Source organism: Brevibacillus sp. HB1.3 (assembly GCF_013186635.1).
GTDB lineage: Bacteria > Bacillota > Bacilli > Brevibacillales > Brevibacillaceae > Brevibacillus > Brevibacillus brevis_D.
Window position 1 is genome coordinate 277,360 of the sequence record NZ_JABMIT010000006.1, and the last position, 18,343, is coordinate 295,702.

At 46.4% G+C, this 18,343-nt stretch carries 15 protein-coding genes and 1 CRISPR repeat array; of the genes, 2 read left to right on the plus strand and 13 right to left on the minus strand.

The genetic code is table 11. The features are described from left to right. Positions 1-24: 24 nt before the first annotated feature. Complete coding sequence (locus tag HPY31_RS16450) at positions 25-255, plus strand: DUF1128 domain-containing protein (RefSeq protein ID WP_172141576.1); 231 nt, start codon at positions 25-27, stop codon at positions 253-255. Positions 256-320: 65 nt separating this feature from the next. On the opposite strand, the gene HPY31_RS16455 is transcribed toward HPY31_RS16450, so the two are convergent. The 3 genes from HPY31_RS16455 to fabF form a co-directional block, all read right to left on the minus strand. Continuing rightward, complete coding sequence (locus tag HPY31_RS16455; protein WP_172141577.1) at positions 321-1,394, minus strand: DUF4179 domain-containing protein; 1,074 nt, start codon at positions 1,392-1,394, stop codon at positions 321-323. Beyond that, positions 1,369-1,917, minus strand: coding sequence for a sigma-70 family RNA polymerase sigma factor (locus tag HPY31_RS16460; RefSeq protein WP_016743115.1), 549 nt, complete (start codon positions 1,915-1,917; stop codon positions 1,369-1,371). Before HPY31_RS16460 ends, HPY31_RS16455 begins: the two co-directional genes overlap by 26 nt. A 128-nt stretch (positions 1,918-2,045) precedes the next feature. Further along, a complete protein-coding gene (fabF, locus tag HPY31_RS16465) occupies positions 2,046-3,278 on the minus strand; it encodes a beta-ketoacyl-ACP synthase II (protein WP_172141578.1) in 1,233 nt (410 codons plus the stop codon). Between the two features lie 135 nt (positions 3,279-3,413). Here fabF and HPY31_RS16470 point away from each other — a divergent pair, with 135 nt between their 5' ends. After that, entirely contained in the window at positions 3,414-4,277 is an 864-nt protein-coding gene (locus HPY31_RS16470; protein ID WP_172141579.1) for a helix-turn-helix transcriptional regulator, read from the plus strand. A 338-nt stretch (positions 4,278-4,615) separates the two neighbouring features. Here HPY31_RS16470 and cimA read toward each other — a convergent pair whose 3' ends face one another. The 10 genes from cimA to HPY31_RS16520 form a co-directional block, all read right to left on the minus strand. Then, complete coding sequence (cimA, locus tag HPY31_RS16475; RefSeq protein WP_172141580.1) at positions 4,616-6,238, minus strand: citramalate synthase; 1,623 nt, start codon at positions 6,236-6,238, stop codon at positions 4,616-4,618. 119 nt (positions 6,239-6,357) lie between these two features. Beyond that, positions 6,358-7,197, minus strand: coding sequence for an alpha/beta hydrolase (locus tag HPY31_RS16480; protein ID WP_172141581.1), 840 nt, complete (start codon positions 7,195-7,197; stop codon positions 6,358-6,360). Between the two features lie 119 nt (positions 7,198-7,316). Further along, a CRISPR array of direct repeats spans positions 7,317-9,136; the repeat unit is 32 nt; unit sequence GTTTCAATCCACACTCGCGCATAGCGAGTGAC. A 171-nt stretch (positions 9,137-9,307) separates the two neighbouring features. Further along, positions 9,308-9,598, minus strand: coding sequence for a CRISPR-associated endonuclease Cas2 (gene cas2 / locus HPY31_RS16485; protein ID WP_047071600.1), 291 nt, complete (start codon positions 9,596-9,598; stop codon positions 9,308-9,310). A 13-nt stretch (positions 9,599-9,611) separates the two neighbouring features. Continuing rightward, positions 9,612-10,643, minus strand: coding sequence for a type I-C CRISPR-associated endonuclease Cas1c (gene cas1c, locus HPY31_RS16490; RefSeq protein WP_172141686.1), 1,032 nt, complete (start codon positions 10,641-10,643; stop codon positions 9,612-9,614). Then, complete coding sequence (cas4, locus tag HPY31_RS16495) at positions 10,640-11,323, minus strand: CRISPR-associated protein Cas4 (protein WP_087346075.1); 684 nt, start codon at positions 11,321-11,323, stop codon at positions 10,640-10,642. The genes cas1c and cas4 overlap by 4 nt, the downstream gene beginning before the upstream one ends. 18 nt (positions 11,324-11,341) lie before the next feature. Next, positions 11,342-12,223: a type I-C CRISPR-associated protein Cas7/Csd2 gene (gene cas7c / locus HPY31_RS16500; protein ID WP_172141582.1), complete on the minus strand. Its 882-nt coding sequence runs from the start codon at positions 12,221-12,223 to the stop codon at positions 11,342-11,344. Positions 12,224-12,254: 31 nt separating this feature from the next. Then, on the minus strand, positions 12,255-14,051 hold the full coding sequence (gene cas8c, locus HPY31_RS16505) for a type I-C CRISPR-associated protein Cas8c/Csd1 (RefSeq protein WP_172141583.1): 1,797 nt from the start codon (positions 14,049-14,051) through the stop codon (positions 12,255-12,257). Between the two features lie 4 nt (positions 14,052-14,055). Then, positions 14,056-14,697, minus strand: a complete 642-nt coding sequence (cas5c, locus tag HPY31_RS16510) for a type I-C CRISPR-associated protein Cas5c (RefSeq protein WP_172141584.1) — start codon at positions 14,695-14,697, stop codon at positions 14,056-14,058. A 15-nt stretch (positions 14,698-14,712) separates the two neighbouring features. Beyond that, on the minus strand, positions 14,713-16,965 hold the full coding sequence (gene cas3 / locus HPY31_RS16515) for a CRISPR-associated helicase Cas3' (protein WP_172141585.1): 2,253 nt from the start codon (positions 16,963-16,965) through the stop codon (positions 14,713-14,715). Between the two features lie 182 nt (positions 16,966-17,147). Further along, complete coding sequence (locus tag HPY31_RS16520) at positions 17,148-18,239, minus strand: YheC/YheD family endospore coat-associated protein (protein ID WP_172141586.1); 1,092 nt, start codon at positions 18,237-18,239, stop codon at positions 17,148-17,150. Positions 18,240-18,343: the final 104 nt, after the last annotated feature.

Sequence of the window (18,343 nt, forward strand, 5' to 3'; positions counted from 1 at the left end):
ATTTGTAGAGAGGAGAGAGAAAGTATGGCTGACCTGAATCAACCGACTGTAGAAAACTTGGCCATTATCATTGAGGGCATCAAAGCAAAGCTGAACATGGCGAATACAGCAGTGATGCGCCCGGAGGACTTCGATCTCATTCATTACGAGGATTTACTGTATCTGTACAACATGGTGCAGAAAAAAGCAGCGTTTGGCATCAATGAAATGACCGCCATCGTTGAAGAGCTGGGTGCGATGAGAAAGCAATCCTAGTTTTTGCCCTGATCAAGTAAAGAAGCGTCGCTCCAGTACGTGGAGGGACGCTTTTTTGTGTGGTTTTATTTTTGCAAGGAAATTGTAAACGTATTGAACTTGATGTTCTTTCCATGCTTTTGTATCGTCTCGATTGCCGATTGGACCAGTGTTTCTTTCCCTTTGCCATCCATTTCGACACCGCCACCGTTTGTAGGCAATGACATATATGGCGTGATCGTTAATTCTTTTACATCCGATGTCACCGGATCGAAACGTCTTGTACCCGTGAGATATTCTTTGCCGTCGGACTTTTTACCTTGGCTGCCGCCTGAGTACGCTCCCAGCTCGTTCCCTTTTTCATCGACTACCTTGAATTCCAAATAACTCGATAAATATCCAATTTCCTCGGTTACTGCCTGGAAGCTCACAACCAGCCCTGCTGGACCCATTGTGACATCCGAAACCGTCAGGTCAATGCCTCCAGCTTGTTGCTTGTGATTAACCGGAATGCGTTTCGTATCTGTACGTTCACTGATTGGTAGGGAGAAGCTCCACTTCTTGCCGTCCTCCCCCTGGAAGCTCAACCCTAGCTTAAACTCCTGCGGCAAGCCATTCATTGCGTCGATTTCGACAATTCCGGTCGCAAGCGTCGGAGTAATTTGTGTTTGCTTGCTGCTTCCTGCGTATCCAAACGCTTCTCCGTTCACTGTCAAATCTGGTGAGGAGCCTAAATAATGCTCTCCGACTGCCTGCTTCGTTTCCAATGTATAACCAATCGTAAAGCGTGTCCCATCATAGTAGACTTCATTGACGGTAATCGCATTGCCACCCACGTCCTGCGACTCGCCGATGACAGTCGTTAAGCCTTTTTCACTCGCTTGCTTCAATCCGCTGTCACCGTAAGTAGTGAATATCGATCCGATCAAAGGCACCTTGGAGACTAGGTTCGCCATCGCGGGTGAGACAGTCGCTGAGCTAAACAAGATACCTACAGTAACGACTGCAGCCCCTGTGCTGTACACCAGCTTTCGTTTGTTCAGGCGTTTTCTCTTCGGTACAGCCTTCTGAACGGTTTGGGCGATAATAGCGTCCAGCTTCTCTGTCGGGACTGGAATGCGATCTACTTGCTCTTTATAGGCATGAATTTTTTCTCTCATCGAAGTACTCCCCTTTTAGTTTCTTTTTTAATAACGTCAATCCTCTGTGAATATTCGTTTTTACAGTGCCTTCCGGACAATCCAGCGTTTCCGCGATTTGTTTTACGGAGTAGTCCTTGTAAAACCTTAGCAGCAGTACCGTTACATACTTTTCTTCCAGCTCTTCCATTGCTTCCAGCAGATCGATCCGTTCCTCGAGCCTTACGCTTCCTGTATCCCGCACATTTTCAATCATGTCTTTGCTAAGCGAGATTACTTTGCGTTTCCTAGCCAAATAGGCAAGCGCCGAGTTGATCAAAATGCGCGTCAACCATGTGGTAAAATACTGCTCTTCCTTTAAGGTTGAAATGGAGAGTAACGCCTTATAGACCGTTTCCTGAAAAATCTCAAGCGCATCCTCTTCGTTGCGCGTATACACGAAAGCCATCTTGTACAAATTGGCTTTTTCCTGATGAATCAGCATTTGAAACGCGTCAGCATCACCAGCCTTGGCACGAGCAACGAGACCAAGTTGTCTATTCAAACAGCTCCCCCCTCCTTTTCTCCCCTGTTAGAGAAATCAGGGCGACAAAACGTTTCATTTTTTTCTATCGAAATAAAAAAAGCCTGCTCTCACAGTCTACCTGAGACTACGAGAACAGGCTCTATCCGTTACATTTTTTTCAGCACAATGACTGCGTTGTGACCGCCAAAGCCAAAGGAATTGGACATGCCAATGTCGAGCGTGGCTTTGCGTGCCGTATTTGGCACATAGTCCAGATCGCATTCGGGGTCACGCTCTACCTGATTGATCGTCGGGGGAATGATTCCTTCCTGCAAGCTCTTAATCAGGGCGATCGCCTCCGCACCCCCGGCTGCACCAAACATATGTCCCGTCATCGATTTGTTCGCGGTGATTGGTACACTGTACGCCTGGTCGCCAAACAGCTTTTTGATGGCCAGTGTCTCGGAGCGGTCTCCGAGTTCTGTGCTGGTTGCGTGCGCGCTGATGACATTCACGTCTGTCGGTTGCACCCCTGCTTCCTGGAGGGCCCATCTCATCGCACGGTAGGGACCGATTCCTTCCGGATGTGTCGCCACCATATGATAGGCATCAGAGCTTGCCCCATAGCCAATCACCTCGGCATACATGCGGGCGTTTCTTTTCTTGGCGTGTGATTCTGATTCCAATATCACAATCCCAGCACCTTCTGCCATGACAAACCCATCCCGCTTGGCATCAAATGGCCGACTCGCTCCTGCTGGATCATCATTTCTTGTGGACAATGCGGTCGCATTGCTAAAGCTGGCGAGAGATATGTCTGTCACTGCGGCCTCAGACCCTCCTGCGATGACGACATCCGCCCCGCCCGCCCGAATGAGCCGGAAAGCCTCACCGATAGACGTATTCCCAATCGAGCAAGCAGTAACAGGTGACATTGTCGGACCGTATAGACCGTACTTGATGCTGATCATCGCTGCTGCCATGTTGGAAATGAGCATGGGAACAAGCGTCGGGCTGACCCGCTCAGGACCTCGATCACGTAGAACGTTATGCTGCTCAAGAAGCGTCCCTACCCCACCGATGCCAGAGCCTACATAAACCCCGATTCGCTCGCGGTCCAACTCTTCCAGCTGAAGTTCTGCATCCTCTAGTGCTTCTTCTACAGCAGCAAGGGCAAACTGGCAAAAGCGATCCATTCGCCGCGCTTCTTTGCGCCCAAACCGCTCCAACGGATCAAAATCTCGCACCAAACCTGCGATTTTCGTTTTATTTCGTGCTGTATCAAAAGTATCAATTGGAGAGATACCAGACTTTCCTTGCACGAGACTGTTCCAAAACTGATTCACTGTATTCCCTATCGGGGAGATTACTCCCATACCTGTGACAACGACTTTTTCCATGATTAGCCTCCTATTCGAGTGCCTTATGGAAATCATCTTGTCACACGAGTTATCCTATTACAAGTTGTTGTTTATCCTAGTATAATGAGTACTAGTCTAACAAACTTACCCAGTTGAGGAAAAGGAGGGTGTTCCATGAATCAGCAAACGCGTTTGCAGGCACTGTCTACTTTTTTGAAAGCGCAACGCGCCAAAATTTTACCACAATCGATTGGGTTGGCTCCTGGGACGCGGAGAAGAACACCTGGGCTACGAAGAGAAGAAGTGGCTCAACTCGCGGGGGTTAGCTCTACCTGGTATACATGGCTGGAACAAGGCCGCGATATTAAGGTCTCGCCCTCTGTTCTGGATGCGGTAGCAAGAGCCTTGCAGCTTACCGTCGATGAGCACAAATATTTGTATGCGCTGGCACTAGAGACAGGGACTGGAGTCGGGCAAAGCCCGCAAAAAGATGAACCGCCGCAGATCAATCCAGCCCTGAAACGAATCTTAAAAGAATTGCGCTCGTGCCCAACCATCATTTCAGATCGGCGCAGTCATATTGTCGGCTGGAACGAGGCAGCTACACATGTCTTTCTTGATTTTGAACAAATCCCTTATGAAGAACGGAATTTAATCCGCCTCGTGTTTACGCGTAAGGAATTACGACGGCTGGCCGTCAACTGGGAGCATTTCGTCAGCGGATTTCTCGCGATTTTTCGCGCCAATTACGGTCAGTATGTAGAGGACGAGTGGTACGAGCAGTTTTTAAGCGAGATGCGGCAGGTTCATCCCGACTTTCACGACCTGTGGGAGCAGAGCCGCGTCAGTTCAGCTCCGGAGGTATTACTGGAATTCCGTCATGCGAAGGTAGGGAAAATGCTCTTTCATCTGACTTCGCTGCAAGTTTCCGGGAATGCGGATTTGCGGTGCAGCATTTACACACCTGACCCGAATTCTGCCACGGAGACAAAGCTGCGGCAGCTGATCGATCGGCCGGTTTCATCTTCGAAGCCGTGACCGAAGGTCTTTGTGGTTTGAGTCAACATGGTGGAGGAGAAGAAAAAGCACAGTTCTCTTCGACTCTGACACGCCTGCATGGGGGATTGACTGTACGTCTCCATTTCCAAAAGGGGACCGTCGAGCCAAAGCCACCCTACGGGCGGAAGTTTCTCAGAGAAGAAGTGTTCGACAAGCATGGTCCCCTTTTTGCAGTTCCGACTGGGTAGGCGTTGTCAAGGTCTACGAGCCCTGTGCTTTTTCTTCTCGCCAGCTTTGTTGGTTGATCGGTACCTTTTAAAACTTGCAGACCAAAGGCAAACCAGCCCGACGACATCTGCCCGGGCTGGTTCCCTTTGTTAATGATTCACAATTCCTACACGAGTCCCGGAGGAAGCAAGGCTTCCGACTTCCTCGCAGCCTTCTTTCCACAGCAAGTAACGGATACTGTCTGCCAGCGCTTCCCAGCTCGCTTCGATAACGTTCGTGGAGACGCCGACTGTGCTCCACTTTTCGCCGTTGCTCGAGGATTCGATTAGGACACGTACTTTTGCGGCAGTCGCGCCGTTTTCATCCAAAACACGCACCTTGTAATCTTCCAGCTGCATTTTTGCTATGCACGGATAGTAGCTCTCCAATGCTTTTCGCATCGCATTGTCCAGCGCATTCACCGGACCGTTGCCATCAGCAGCCGTATGGACAGACTCTCCGTTCACACGAAGCTTCACAGTCGCCTCAGACGTGATCGATTGGACGGCTGCCTTTTCCAACATGATTTTGAAGGAGTCTAGCTTGAACAGGTTTTTTAGCTTGCCGGAGGCTTCCAATAGCATCAGCGTGAGCGAAGCCTCTGCTCCCTCGTATTGATAGCCTTGGAATTCGCGCTCTTTGATGTGTGTAATGATTTCTCTCGCCTTTTCGCGATCCAGCGACAGATCGATCTCGAGCTCTTCCATTTTAGCGAGCAAATTGCTTTGTCCTGCGAGCTCTGAGACGAGTACGCGACGTTTGTTGCCGATGTTTTCCGGCTCGATGTGCTCGTACGTTTTCGGATCGCGCATAACGGCGCTTACGTGAATACCACCCTTGTGAGCAAAAGCACTGTACCCGACAAACGGCTGGTTGTTCGGCATCGTCATGTTCGCAATTTCCGCTACATAGCGAGACAGCTGTGTCAGCTCCTGCAATTGATCACTGCTCACACAATGATGGCCCAGCTTGAGCTGCAAATTCGGAACCACTGAGATCAGGTTGACGTTCCCGCAGCGCTCACCGATACCGTTAATCGTTCCTTGTACTTGCTGTGCGCCCGCCTGTATCGCAGCCAGTGCATTGGCAACTGCCACTCCACTGTCATTATGCGGATGAATGCCTACAGGCGTCCGTAGATGGCCCACAGTCGTTTTGACAATATCATAAACTTCATGTGGCAATGTCCCGCCGTTTGTATCACAGAGAACAATCCAGTCAGCCCCAGCCTCTTCTGCTGCTTCCAGCACCCGCAATGCGTAGCGTGGATTCGCCTTGTACCCATCGAAGAAATGCTCTGCCAAAAAGAGAGTCGTCAGTCCGTTTTCTTTTAAAAATGCGACCGAATCAGCGACCATGCGCACGTTTTCTTCCAACGTCGTCTTGAGAGCATCCGTCACGTGCAAGTCCCATGATTTCCCGAAGATCGCGGCCGCCGAGGCTCCGCTTAAGATCAATGCTTGCAGATTGTCATCATCTGCCGCTGCTACATTCGGTCTACAGGTACTGCCAAAAGCCGTTACCTTTGCGTGCTGCAGCGCAATCTCCCGGATACGCTCAAAAAAAGCCATGTCCTTTGGATTGCTGCCCGGCCAACCGCCTTCAATAAAATCGATACCAAACTGATCCAGCCGCAGTGCGATCTTTATCTTGTCTTCTACCGACAGGCTGATCCCCTCTCCCTGCGTTCCATCTCGCAGGGTCGTATCATACAGATACACCTTGCTATTCATGTTTCTTCTCCACCTGTTCTGTTATTTTTCTGAATAATCACATCATTCGAACCGTTAGAACGATTCCCAGTATACCACAGCCCAAATGGAAAGAAAACGCGGGAAAATAGAGGTTTTTTCTATGTCCGTGGGGTGCGGACAAATGCGACGGTTTGCTTGATCGCAGCTTCCAACGGAGCAGATGTACCTGCAAACGGATGACGCGTGTTAAATGTATGATCTCCGCCTTCTATCCAGTGCAGCTCGCTGTTTTTGGCAGCCTGATGAATTCTTTTTGCACCCTCTACCAGACGGACATAATCTTTTTCTCCTGTGATGATGCACAGCGGTTGCTCCATCGTAGAAACCAATTCCAAAATATCGTATTGTTGGCGATTGTTGTCCACATCTTCGATCACGACTCTGGTGATGGGCATGTCTTGACCGGTTCGTGCATTTGCTATGTATCCGACGCCTGTCTCTTCTATTTGTCTGCGCAGCTTTTCATCGAACAAATCGACATGAGCGATTCCGTTCCAGGTCACAATCCCTGCCACATGCGGGTTGTTTGCTCCGAATAAAATCGCGTCACCGCCGCCCTTACTGTGTCCCAATACATACAGCTTCGTTTTGTCCACGTAATCGGGTAACGGGAGCTTGCCTGACAGAATTCGTTCCGTCAATGCTTGCAAATCAGCCAGCTCGCGCGCATATGTATTGCGTCCGAATTTCTCCAGCTCATCGAACTCCGTCAAGCTCTCCCCTACGCCATTACAGCTAAAATTAAAGCGGATCGTGGTAATGCCTTGCTTAGCCAGCTCATCGGCCACGTAGGCAAAGCTTCCCCAATCCTTGAAGCCTTTAAAGCCGTGGCAAAACAGCAGTAGTGGCTGTGCTGAGCCTGCCGATTCCTCCGTATGAATGTCGCCGCGCAGCGTTAACTCCTCGTCGAGTGCGATGGAAAAAGATTGTTTTTGCATGTGCGTTTCACCTCTTGTGCATTTTTTTATTATTATGCCGTGTCTTTTCAATTCCTTAGCCTGAGTCTATAAACATCCGCATGTTGCGAGTGATTCCTTGAGTGTTGTTTGGCTTGTTTGTTTCAATTCATACTCGCGCGTAGCGAGTGACGTCAGGTCTTGTTCGGACGCGACCGCCTCTTGGTCGTTTCAACCCACACTCGCGAGTAGCGAGTGACCGTATGCTGGCTTTACAAGGTCAATTCAAGTGTGGTTTCAACCCACACTCGCGCGTAGCGAGTGACAATCATCTCGAATATCTTGATAAGTCGGCATATGGTTTCAATCCACACTCGCGCGTAGCGAGTGACGGTGCCGACCTTATGATCATTGACGACCCGATCAAGTTTCAATCCACACTCGCGCGTAGCGAGTGACGTACGCTTATGGCTGGGACATGGCCAACCATACGATGTTTCAATCCACACTCGCGCGTAACGAGTGACTAGAAAAGCTGCAGCTCAATGCGGATGGTGTCTGGGTTTCAATCCACACTCGCGCATAGCGAGTGACGTGATGTAGATAAAGCGAGGACACCTAATACAGTTGTTTCAATCCACACTCGCGCATAGCGAGTGACGTTGCCATATCCACGATGGGACTTAGGTTTCCTTGTTTCAATCCACACTCGCGCATAGCGAGTGACGTTGCCATATCCACGATGGGACTTAGGTTTCCTTGTTTCAATCCACACTCGCGCATAGCGAGTGACAATTGATGATTACCGACAATCAGGATATGACCATGTTTCAATCCACACTCACGCATAGCGAGTGACCTCATCCAGTTAAGTATGTTGACGATTTTTATGCGTTTCAATCCACACTCGCGCATAGCGAGTGACTTGACCGGATCAAGGTTTGTGACCTCTACCTCTGGTTTCAATCCACACTCGCGCATAGCGAGTGACTTTTAACAAAAACACGAATGATCGAAAGGTATGTTTCAATCCACACTCGCGCATAGCGAGTGACGGCTGATCCTACTTTAGATCGTACTAATTTCTACGTTTCAATCCACACTCGCGCATAGCGAGTGACCCGTTCACACTCGTTGATAACATTCGCTTCGAAATGTTTCAATCCACACTCGCGCATAGCGAGTGACCCTCCACCTGTCACTCCTGACCCTCCAATTGTCGTGTTTCAATCCACACTCGCGCATAGCGAGTGACGATCTCCGTAGCGCGTTGAGCGAGAAGATTGTTGTTTCAATCCACACTCGCGCATAGCGAGTGACCCATATCGATACCCTATATATAGACTTGGGGGAAGTTTCAATCCACACTCGCGCATAGCGAGTGACGTTCCGATGTGGTCCGCGCGTTTCGTGTCATTTGGTTTCAATCCACACTCGCGCATAGCGAGTGACGATGCTCTATGTGATCGGTAAGGAAGTAAATAATGTTTCAATCCACACTCGCGCATAGCGAGTGACGGACGCTTTGCTAAATGCTTACTCGATCAAATGTTTCAATCCACACTCGCGCATAGCGAGTGACGACCGACTCGGGATGAATTTGAATTAGAAGAATTGGGTTTCAATCCACACTCGCGCATAGCGAGTGACGCGCTATTGATAACCTCGTTCGCTAGATTGAAGGTTTCAATCCACACTCGCGCATAGCGAGTGACCGGAGATCCTAGCCGCCAACAGCCGTTCCCAATGGGTTTCAATCCACACTCGCGCATAGCGAGTGACGGACAAATCCGTTCGGTTGTCGTTCTCGTTTTTGTTTCAATCCACACTCGCGCATAGCGAGTGACCCACCACGCCCAAGCAAAGGCCCCCAAGCTCCCTATGTTTCAATCCACACTCGCGCATAGCGAGTGACGTGCTTCTACAATTGCATCGTACTCCTCATAAGAGTTTCAATCCACACTCGCGCATAGCGAGTGACTGCACAACCAATAAATGCTTACCACACTTGTGTTTTTTCTATCGAATCCGCGAACCTAATAAAGATGCGCTTACATATCTTCAAATATTCGAGCAAATCCAATCGTAAAACTAGTGGGATCACGTTTGCGAACCACACCGGGATCAAATGTTCACTTGGGGTTCGCAGTCCTTAAATCATAATAAAGCCCTCTGGATCGTAATTTTGATTTGCACCAATATGCTCTACTTTGCCTTTCCATTTTGCCCCCAAATGATAAAATCGCAAACTATCTGTTGCAGGATCAATAGTTCTTTGCAATTCAAATTGTAATTCTGTGAATTGTTGAGGATCGATCAGACATTCAAAGACAGAATTTTGTACCCGTTGTCCATAATTTTCGCACAAACGAGCAACTTGGCGTAGCCTTTTCTGACCCGATGCTGTCTTTGTACTCACATCATAGGTTATTAGGACCATCATGACTCATCACCTACTACTTCCAAAAAAACGGAGGATAATCATCCAAATCACCTCGTAAATATCTGGCTAATAACATTGCTTGAGAATACGGCAATAGTCCTATCGGAATCCTCTCATCAAAAAAAGGATGACGTATCTCATCTCTTTTACGCTGTTGCCATTCAGTCAGTACGGTTTTTCGCGCATCATCGGTTAAAAGAATAGCTCCTGATTCCTTTTCAATGAAGCTGTCAGGTGACAATTGCTGCCGATTAATTAGCGTTAAGGCTATTCGATCAGCCAAATATACCCGAAATTCCTCCATAAGGTCTAAGGCTAAACTATTTCTTCCTGAGCGATCTCGATGTAAAAAACCAACTTGGGGGTCTAACCCTACTGATTCAATAGCATGTGTTACATCATTGGCAAGTAACGTATACAAGAATGAAAGTAACGCATTCATCCGATCAGTTGGCGGTCTCTTTACTCTGCCCGGAAATGGGAAGAACTCTTTATTTACCAGAACCTGTTCTGAAATGATTGAGAAATAATTTCGAGCCGCAAGCCCCTCAGCTCCACGTAATTGATCAAGCGTTTTACTTTTCCTGACCTCTTTCATTTGTCGTTCAAGGCTACCGATTACCGCTGTACATTTTTCCTTGTCTATACGATCCGGGTAATCTCGTAGCGTCCTTTGAATAGATGTTTTTGCATTTGCTATTTTCGCGTACAAGAAACGTTGGGCCAGCAATAACGTTTTGTCATCCTGATCACTCCATCGATACTGTGTACGTCGCAAGTGTACATTACCTTTTGTTTCTCCTGTCACACGTGCTTTAAACTGACCATAAGGTGTCAAAAATACAAGAGAGACATTGTTATCCATGCAAAGTTGCATCACATCTGGACTAACCCCCTTGTATCCGAATACGATAACAGATTCCAGATTTAAAATCGGCACTTGTAGCTCTTTCACACCATTTGCCCGTACAACCAGTGTTTCACCTTTTGCGCCGATACTCGCATCCTGCAAAGTCACGTATAATGTGTTTAATAGACGTCTTATTTTTCATCCCCTCCAATGTGCTGCCTGATATAGGCAGCGGCTGATTTTGCCCCAGAAGTACTTAACTTTGGTTGACAAATGGTTAAAAGCGAGCACTGTTGGCAGTGTTTCTTGTACACAGCGCGAGGCGTAATCGTTTTATCGAAATAATGGCGCATTTCCGTAACGAGCTCCTCTACACGTTGACGATGCTGGTTAGTTAGCTCGATACTCTCTCTTCTACGTTTCTCCGCGTAATAAATATTTCCAACTGGAATCTTTACATGAAGCATTTCTTCCAAACAGATCGCTTGCGCACATAATTGGACAATATCCCAATCCTCAGACTTGGGCTTACCTCTTTTATATTCAATGGGAACAACTTTCCAATATCCTTCTCGTCCGTCTAATACAACAGTCTCTTCTGATTCCTCATTGACACGCCTGAACTCTACCATATCCGCGATGCCTCGGATCTTCAATTGCTCCGACAGGACTGGCATAGAACGGACAATCCGTAAGTTCCCTCTCGTTTCGTCAAAGCCATCCTCATCGACGCGTCGATGCACATGTTGTCCTTGTGTAGTCAATACATTTTCCTGCCATTGCTGTTCAATGTGAATCAATGCCCATTGCCGCTGACAAAAAGCAAAATGTTGTATACCGGAAATCATTAAGAAATCGTCTTCAGCCTTCCACATTTACCTTACCCCAGCAATCTACAGCTTTTCGTCAATCGTTACTCCAGAAGGAGCTTGTCCAATTACAACCTCATAATCGTCAAAAGAACGGGCAAGATCAACGTCAGGTTTGCGAGAAACCTTCACCAATTGAAACAGTTTATGTGCCGGAGCATTCCCTAAAGCAGTCGCATGTTCAAAGACAATCAGCTTTTGCGCTGCCATTTTGCCCCTGGAGGCGGATCGATCATGATCAAACATATTCACAAGCGCGATCCACAGTTCATTTAAATCTTCCTCGCTAAAATTGGTCTGATTTGCCAATGGTGCAGATACATACCCTTCCATACGATAAAGCCCATAGGGAACGATGCTCTTCCTTCCCATCGTACGCTCTTTATCCGCATCTTTTTCGTTTGTAACAGCCATCCGTGTAATTGTTACTTCTTGTGGAGAAATTGGATCGATGCTTTTCGAAAAACTAAACTGGACAGGTCCACGTACTTGGCCGCAGTTCACTCCTGTAGTCATTACGGCTCCAAACGTTCGGATATCATAATATTTGTCACACATCCAACGTGTAAGTGTAAGCTGGTCACTCTTTTTCTTTGCTTCCATTTTATCTTGTTTATTTTCTTTCAACTCGATATCCGGATTGTTTAAAAAGGCTTCTTTATTTAAATTGTTTAATACGGCTGATTCCTTTACATAAATTTCAAATGACGGTTCTCCGCCTTTGGCTAACTCTATATAATTTCTGACTTTTCTTTTCAAACACACATCAGTGACCAGACCACAACCCGTTTCAGCATCCAACCGCGGCATATTTCCGGCATCTGGATCACCATTCGGATTCCCATTCTCAACATCAAACAGCAATACAAATTCATAGCGTTTTGTCAGTGCTTTTTTTTCAGTCATTTTATCGTCCTACTTTCCTTTATATTTTGGATTATTGGTCTGCTTTTGGGGTGTACATTTCTTGACGTTGATGATAATAACCAAGCGCAAACATTCCTTGTTCCTCGAGTGTCAATCGCTTCGGAAATTGTTCAGGTAAAGCGTTCATTACTTCTGCAATACGCTGGTCATTATTTCTCCCCCATTTTTCGTCTTTGGTTATATGGTGCTGAGACAATTTAAGTAATCGCGGAAAAACGTTTGCCGGGGTAGCTGTTGCTGCTCCCCAATATCGATCACGGATGGTAGCATTGATCCCTTGCCCTAAAGCACTCACCTGTGTTTTCTCCAGACATGCGAATAACCTGCCCAAATGATATGGAACACTCGTTGATTGTGGATTCAGAGTCATTGTCAGTTCCCCTTCCCTATTAATTTTACGAGCGCGATAATAGCGAATTAAGTAAGCCTTGATCATGGCTGCGCGAACAGTACCAATTTTGTATAATCCTTTTTTGGGATCATCGGATTCGGAACGAATACGATTCATTAATTGAGCAAATATTGATCGTGAATAAGGTTGACCAAGGATAATCGCTCGAAACATTTGGCCTTCCATGTTTGGAGGAATATTACCCCACTCGTGACCGACAGCAATTTCTCTTAGAAGTTCTTTGATAGTTGGGCTACGATCTAATCCATCAATTGACAAATCATGATAATGCCGCCACATCCTTTCACCAATTTCCCCAAGAGATCCTGTGTACCAAAAACGAACAGATAATCTGGCCGCATTTGGAGAAAGCCCTAACACATAAAAAGTCGTGTTTACATCCAGATCATGAAATGTATCTCGAAATTGTTGACCTTGTCGTATTCGAACAACTGCACTTTTTACCCTTTCTCTGATACTTTCTTCATCTGCTTGTGAATGGTCAGCTTCCTCTTTGAATTCCTGAAATAAACTGGATAGCAAATCCTGCTCATTCATTTTTGCTGATTCCGTCCAAAAGACAACTGTCGTATCATTGATCCGGACTTTATGATTTGGGTCTGCCAAAAATCGATTGAGCACATATCCGTATGCGTCTGCTGCCTTTTGAGAGGTAGGGGCGTTATATGATTGTTCTCGTCCAAAGGAGCAAAATGACGGAATATTGAATGAAACAATGGCTGCACCAGACGATTGAGCACCTGTAACATTTTTTATGCTTGGGTGAAGGCGAGCAATTTGGTCTGTAGAAATTTGTTCTCCAGTCAGTAAACACATCTGAATTTTTGCACTATCGTCATTTACTCGTAAACGTGTGTAATAGTTTTCCCACGCCTGTTGAATCACTGGATCATCGTGAAAGAATTTCCCCGTTGGAGCAAACTTCAACACACACAAGCCGCCTGTCTTCAAAGAATCTTGTAATTCCGGGTCAGATATTAGCTGAAGTTGCTCCACTAGTTGTTCGGTAGAGAGTTCCAAAAAAGCATGCAACGCTAGAGCCTCATCTGATTCTGTCCCAGTATTCGCCAATACGTCACTCCATAATTGCTTCAGGCCATCCCGACACACTTGCCGTAAAGATATAGCAGAACCAAACAAATACTCAGCCTTCTCACACAAAAAGTAGGGATTTACTCCAGAACCAGACCTTTTATCCTGTTTCGGTACGTTGTATGTCTGTTTGTCTACCTTCCCTTTTTCATTTACATATGGAATAATCGATACAACATGCCCCCGCTCGTCCAACTGAATCTCGAATGATACAGTCGCAGACGTATACTCATCCCGCGGCATACTGTCTCCTTCTCTTTCCAGCAGCAATTGATAATATCGATGCAACGCCTGTAAGATCATCGACTCACCTCTCTTCCAATTTCGGTATCTCAATGACACTGTCTACCATACGTGCACGGAAGAAATGCGGAACTACTTCTTTCGTCTCTCCTTTTGCATTTACGTGAAAGACTTGGTCGAGCAGTATATACCCCAAATCCTTCACACCTGGATGTACATTTTCGTATGAAACCATACCGCCTTCCAACAATTCAAAATGTGCCTGAAATTCCCTGCATCCTAAATAGGGACGGTGGAAACATTGTCCTTGTCTCGCCCTTCGCAAGAAAACGTTATAATGCTTTTCTGGTGTATCTTCTGCACCTCTTTGCTCCGTCATTTCAAAGTGAGCTTCGATAATGTACTCCACATTCTTCAATAACATGGAAGCACGCTGTTGACGCTCTTCTGTTACATAGATGGACGCTTTTTTTACAGAAGCTTTCGACTCTACTTCATTCCTGCGAATATTTTCAAAACAAATTGGATTAACCACATGAATCCGATCAATTACCCAACGAATCGCCGGCTTCCAGTGAATCGCTTCCAAAATTCCACGAGCAGCAGAGGGCGTTATCACGTCATAACTTACACGCTCCACCTTCATCTCCGGACGCGTAAAGCATGCGTACTCTCCCCAAACCCGTAATCTTATGCCATAGCCCATTGAATCCACTCCTAACTAAAATAGCAAGACGTCCATTTCTGGTTCATCAGTGGCTGCCAACAGTCCCGTCTGGGGATGGTAATACCCATTTTCTAACAGAACCAAAACACCCTCCACGTTCATAAGCAATTGCTTGTTTAGGAACTCTCTGTATTCATGTTGATAAATTTGAACCGTATAAGACTGTAATTGACGCATCACCTGCAACGGATAAGGACTAGTCCTTAACTGCTCAATCAATTGCAGAGCATGGGAATCATAAGGAACGACTATTGCTTTCATTTGTCCGTCAATGAACGTAAAATCTTCTGCAATGTCCTCGAATGGAATTTCCAAATTGGTATTTTTACTTCTCAGCAACTGCATAATTCGTTTCGAATCCGTTACCTGCTCCACTCTACCGTCACATATTCCGTGAATTCGTTCAAAATAATTCCGGATACTGGATAAAGATAGCGGTGATCCCTTATGGTATTTGATCGTATTCTGTGCTTCTATCACCGTTTCTTTTAGCCATCCTCTTGAGGGCATGCCGTGTTTTTCAGGATAAAATACGATTACTCTTCCAGACTCACGACGACCTTCTCGATTACAGCGACCCGCCGCCTGCGCAATGGAATCCAATCCAGCATAGGCACGAAATACTTTAGGAAAATCAAGATCGACCCCTGCCTCTATCAACTGAGTGGATACCAATCGGCAAGGCTCCTGATTTTTCAAGCGTTCAGAGACTTCTGCAATGATTGCGGAACGATGTCTTGCACAAAGTCTCCCGCTCAAATGATAGAGTCCTTCTACCTTGCGTTCCGATAGTTGTTCAAACAATACCTTGGCATGTTTGCGCGTATTCACTATACAAAGAGCTTGCTCTGCTTCCCACATCCACTCTACAATTTTGTCATCAGCAGTCACCTGATTATCGCTACCGCTCACTTCAACCTCAACGCGTTTAAATACTTCCACTAACTCAGCAGGCGTTGGCGTATCCATTATTTCTGTTACTTGTATTCCCAACCCAGACCAGGACGGCTGAGTGGCTGTACAGAGAACTACAGAACATCCATACGCCGCAATCAATTCTTGTAAAGCCTTCATACAAGGCTTCATGTAACCCCGCGGGAGACTCTGCGCTTCATCAATGATGATCACAGAGTTCGCGATATTGTGAAGTTTTCGCAACTTACTGCGTTTATTGGAAAACAGCGATTCAAAAAACTGTACAGAAGTGGTCACAACGACTGGTGCGTCCCAATTTTCCGAACTAATTTTCAATCGCCGCGCTTCATCTCTTCCATAGTTTTCCTCATATTCTTCCTGGTTAAAGTTGCTATGATGCTCCAACACAGTATCCTTGCCAAGAACTGTGCGAAACTGCTCTGCGTTTTGTTCAATGATACTTGTAAAGGGGATGACGTATATGATTCTGCGCTTGTCGTATGCAGCCGCATGCCGCAGAGCAAAGGCAAGTGATGATAGCGTTTTACCGCCGCCCGTGGGGACCGTTAGTGAAAATAATCTTGGGGTAGTTTCTGCCTGACGCGCACATGTAGCTAATATTTGCTGTCTCATTTGGTTGATTCTTGTATTTTGGATATTTTGAAGCTTTTCGGACATATATTTTTCAAATCTTCCGTACATCTCGGTCATAGAAATCGCTTGTCTCATATTAAGCAATTCACGGTCTTCCCGATTACAGTAATCTCTGGTGTCAATCGAATCGGCGTCAACTAAACAAGAATAAAGCATTCTTCCTAAAAAGCTATAATTCCATGCCAAATCCTCTTTACTCCACCCGGAAACAAGATTCACTTTTTCATTAGACCAATCCCGCTCATTAATTTCTATTTCCCTCCATGAGTAAGACCAGTCCGGAATCTTCTCCATTCCCAAGCGATACTGTAAGGTTCCTGCTTCATCCATTGTCCCATAGTTTTGTAATCCACCATGATGTCCAGCTATAATATGTGCAAGTAACCTAGCCATCCTATGATCAAACTGAGTCTCCCCCAAATATTTGCGTATCACTTCACTCTGTACAATCCATTTCGCTCCTGCTGTTGAATGATCGACCCGAATATTGGCACCACGAATACGCTTTTGAAACTCGGATGAATATTTGCCAATGTCATGCAATATTCCGACTAGATAGCCCAAGTACCCTGCTCCAAAAACTTCAGCCGCATGCATACTTTGTTCAGCAACACCTTCAAGATGGACCTTCAACAATTGAAATTGTTGATCATCTCTAGAGTGAGCGTAGAATTTCACTAATATCGCTCCTTTAAAACATGAAATATGATATACCAGTAACAACCGCATTTTTCCCTTATTTTCCCTATTTTTCTACATTATCAACTAGCTATGTAAAAGAGTCAAACTAGGAAAGTGACAACAGATTGAATTGAAATGAATATCCTCAAAAAAAGAGACCTTCCTCAACGGAAGATCCCTTAGTCGGTCAGATTGCTCTTATTAACAAGATACAACGCATACTCCAACGGCCGTCGAACTGCCGTCGCATATCGCTTGTGCTGACGCATCTGCTTGAAGATTTCTCTCCCCGGCTTCGGATTGATTTCGATAATCCAAACCCTGCCATGAACATCAATCCCCAGATCAAAGCCAAACTCCATCATCAGGCCGAAATGCTCTTCAATGCGTGTAACTGTCTTAATCGCGAGCTCCTTGCATTCCTGCACAATCCGCTCAGCCATTTCCTGACCAAATCGTTTGACCAGGAAGGAAACGGCAGGCAATGCTGTTCCTCCCCCATGCAAATTCGAGGTGGACGATTGGATCGGCCCAACCCGAATGCCCATCCCGGTCAAACACCACTGACCCTTCCCGTCCTTTTGCACAAGCATGCGAGCATCTACTGTTCGTTTGGGAACCAGTGACAATTGTAGCCCCTGTTGAAGAAAAAACTGCTCGTTTCCGCTCTTCTCATTCTTCATCCAATGCTCCAGCCGCTCGCACACCTCTGTGAGCGTCGCCAGTTTTTCACAGCTTTTGGCTTGCTGCTTGGTCCTGCCATGCAAAAGGTAACGACCTGCTCGTTTCTCCACACGTAGTATGCTTCTGCCGCCTGTGCCGTTTGTTGGCTTGAGATAAACCAGACGATGATCGGCAAGCATCGTGGCAAGCGTTTTTCTTTCGTAGGGGAGTGTTTCGGGAAGCCAGCGCTGTAGCTGTGGATCTTGTATCAAGATCTGATGAACGACATATTTGTTCGAGAAGCGATTATTCGCATAACGGAACCAGTTTTGCTTGCGAAATGGCAAATAGGCACGATGCTTAGGTAATGGATAGTAGCGATAACGGTCGATGACGATATCAGGCCAGGGAAAAGGTTCTCGTCTCCACTTCTTGCCATCTGGTACAAAACCGTTGATCCACTTTTCTGCAAAACGGACATCTTGTGGGCTAAACAAAAAAACCTCTGCCCCCATTTCTCTTCCTGCCTCTACCAGCCTTCGCAAATAGCCGGGCTCGACAAAGCCTGATTCTCCTCGGTAGGTCAGTACGCCTATCCGTTTTCTCACCGAAAGGCCCCTCCCTCCCTTATTCGATTTTCTAGCTAGCCTCGTATAGCTTATGGTTGAAAGCAAAAAAAAGCGCCTTTGTCCTATGTAGGCAAAAGCGCATC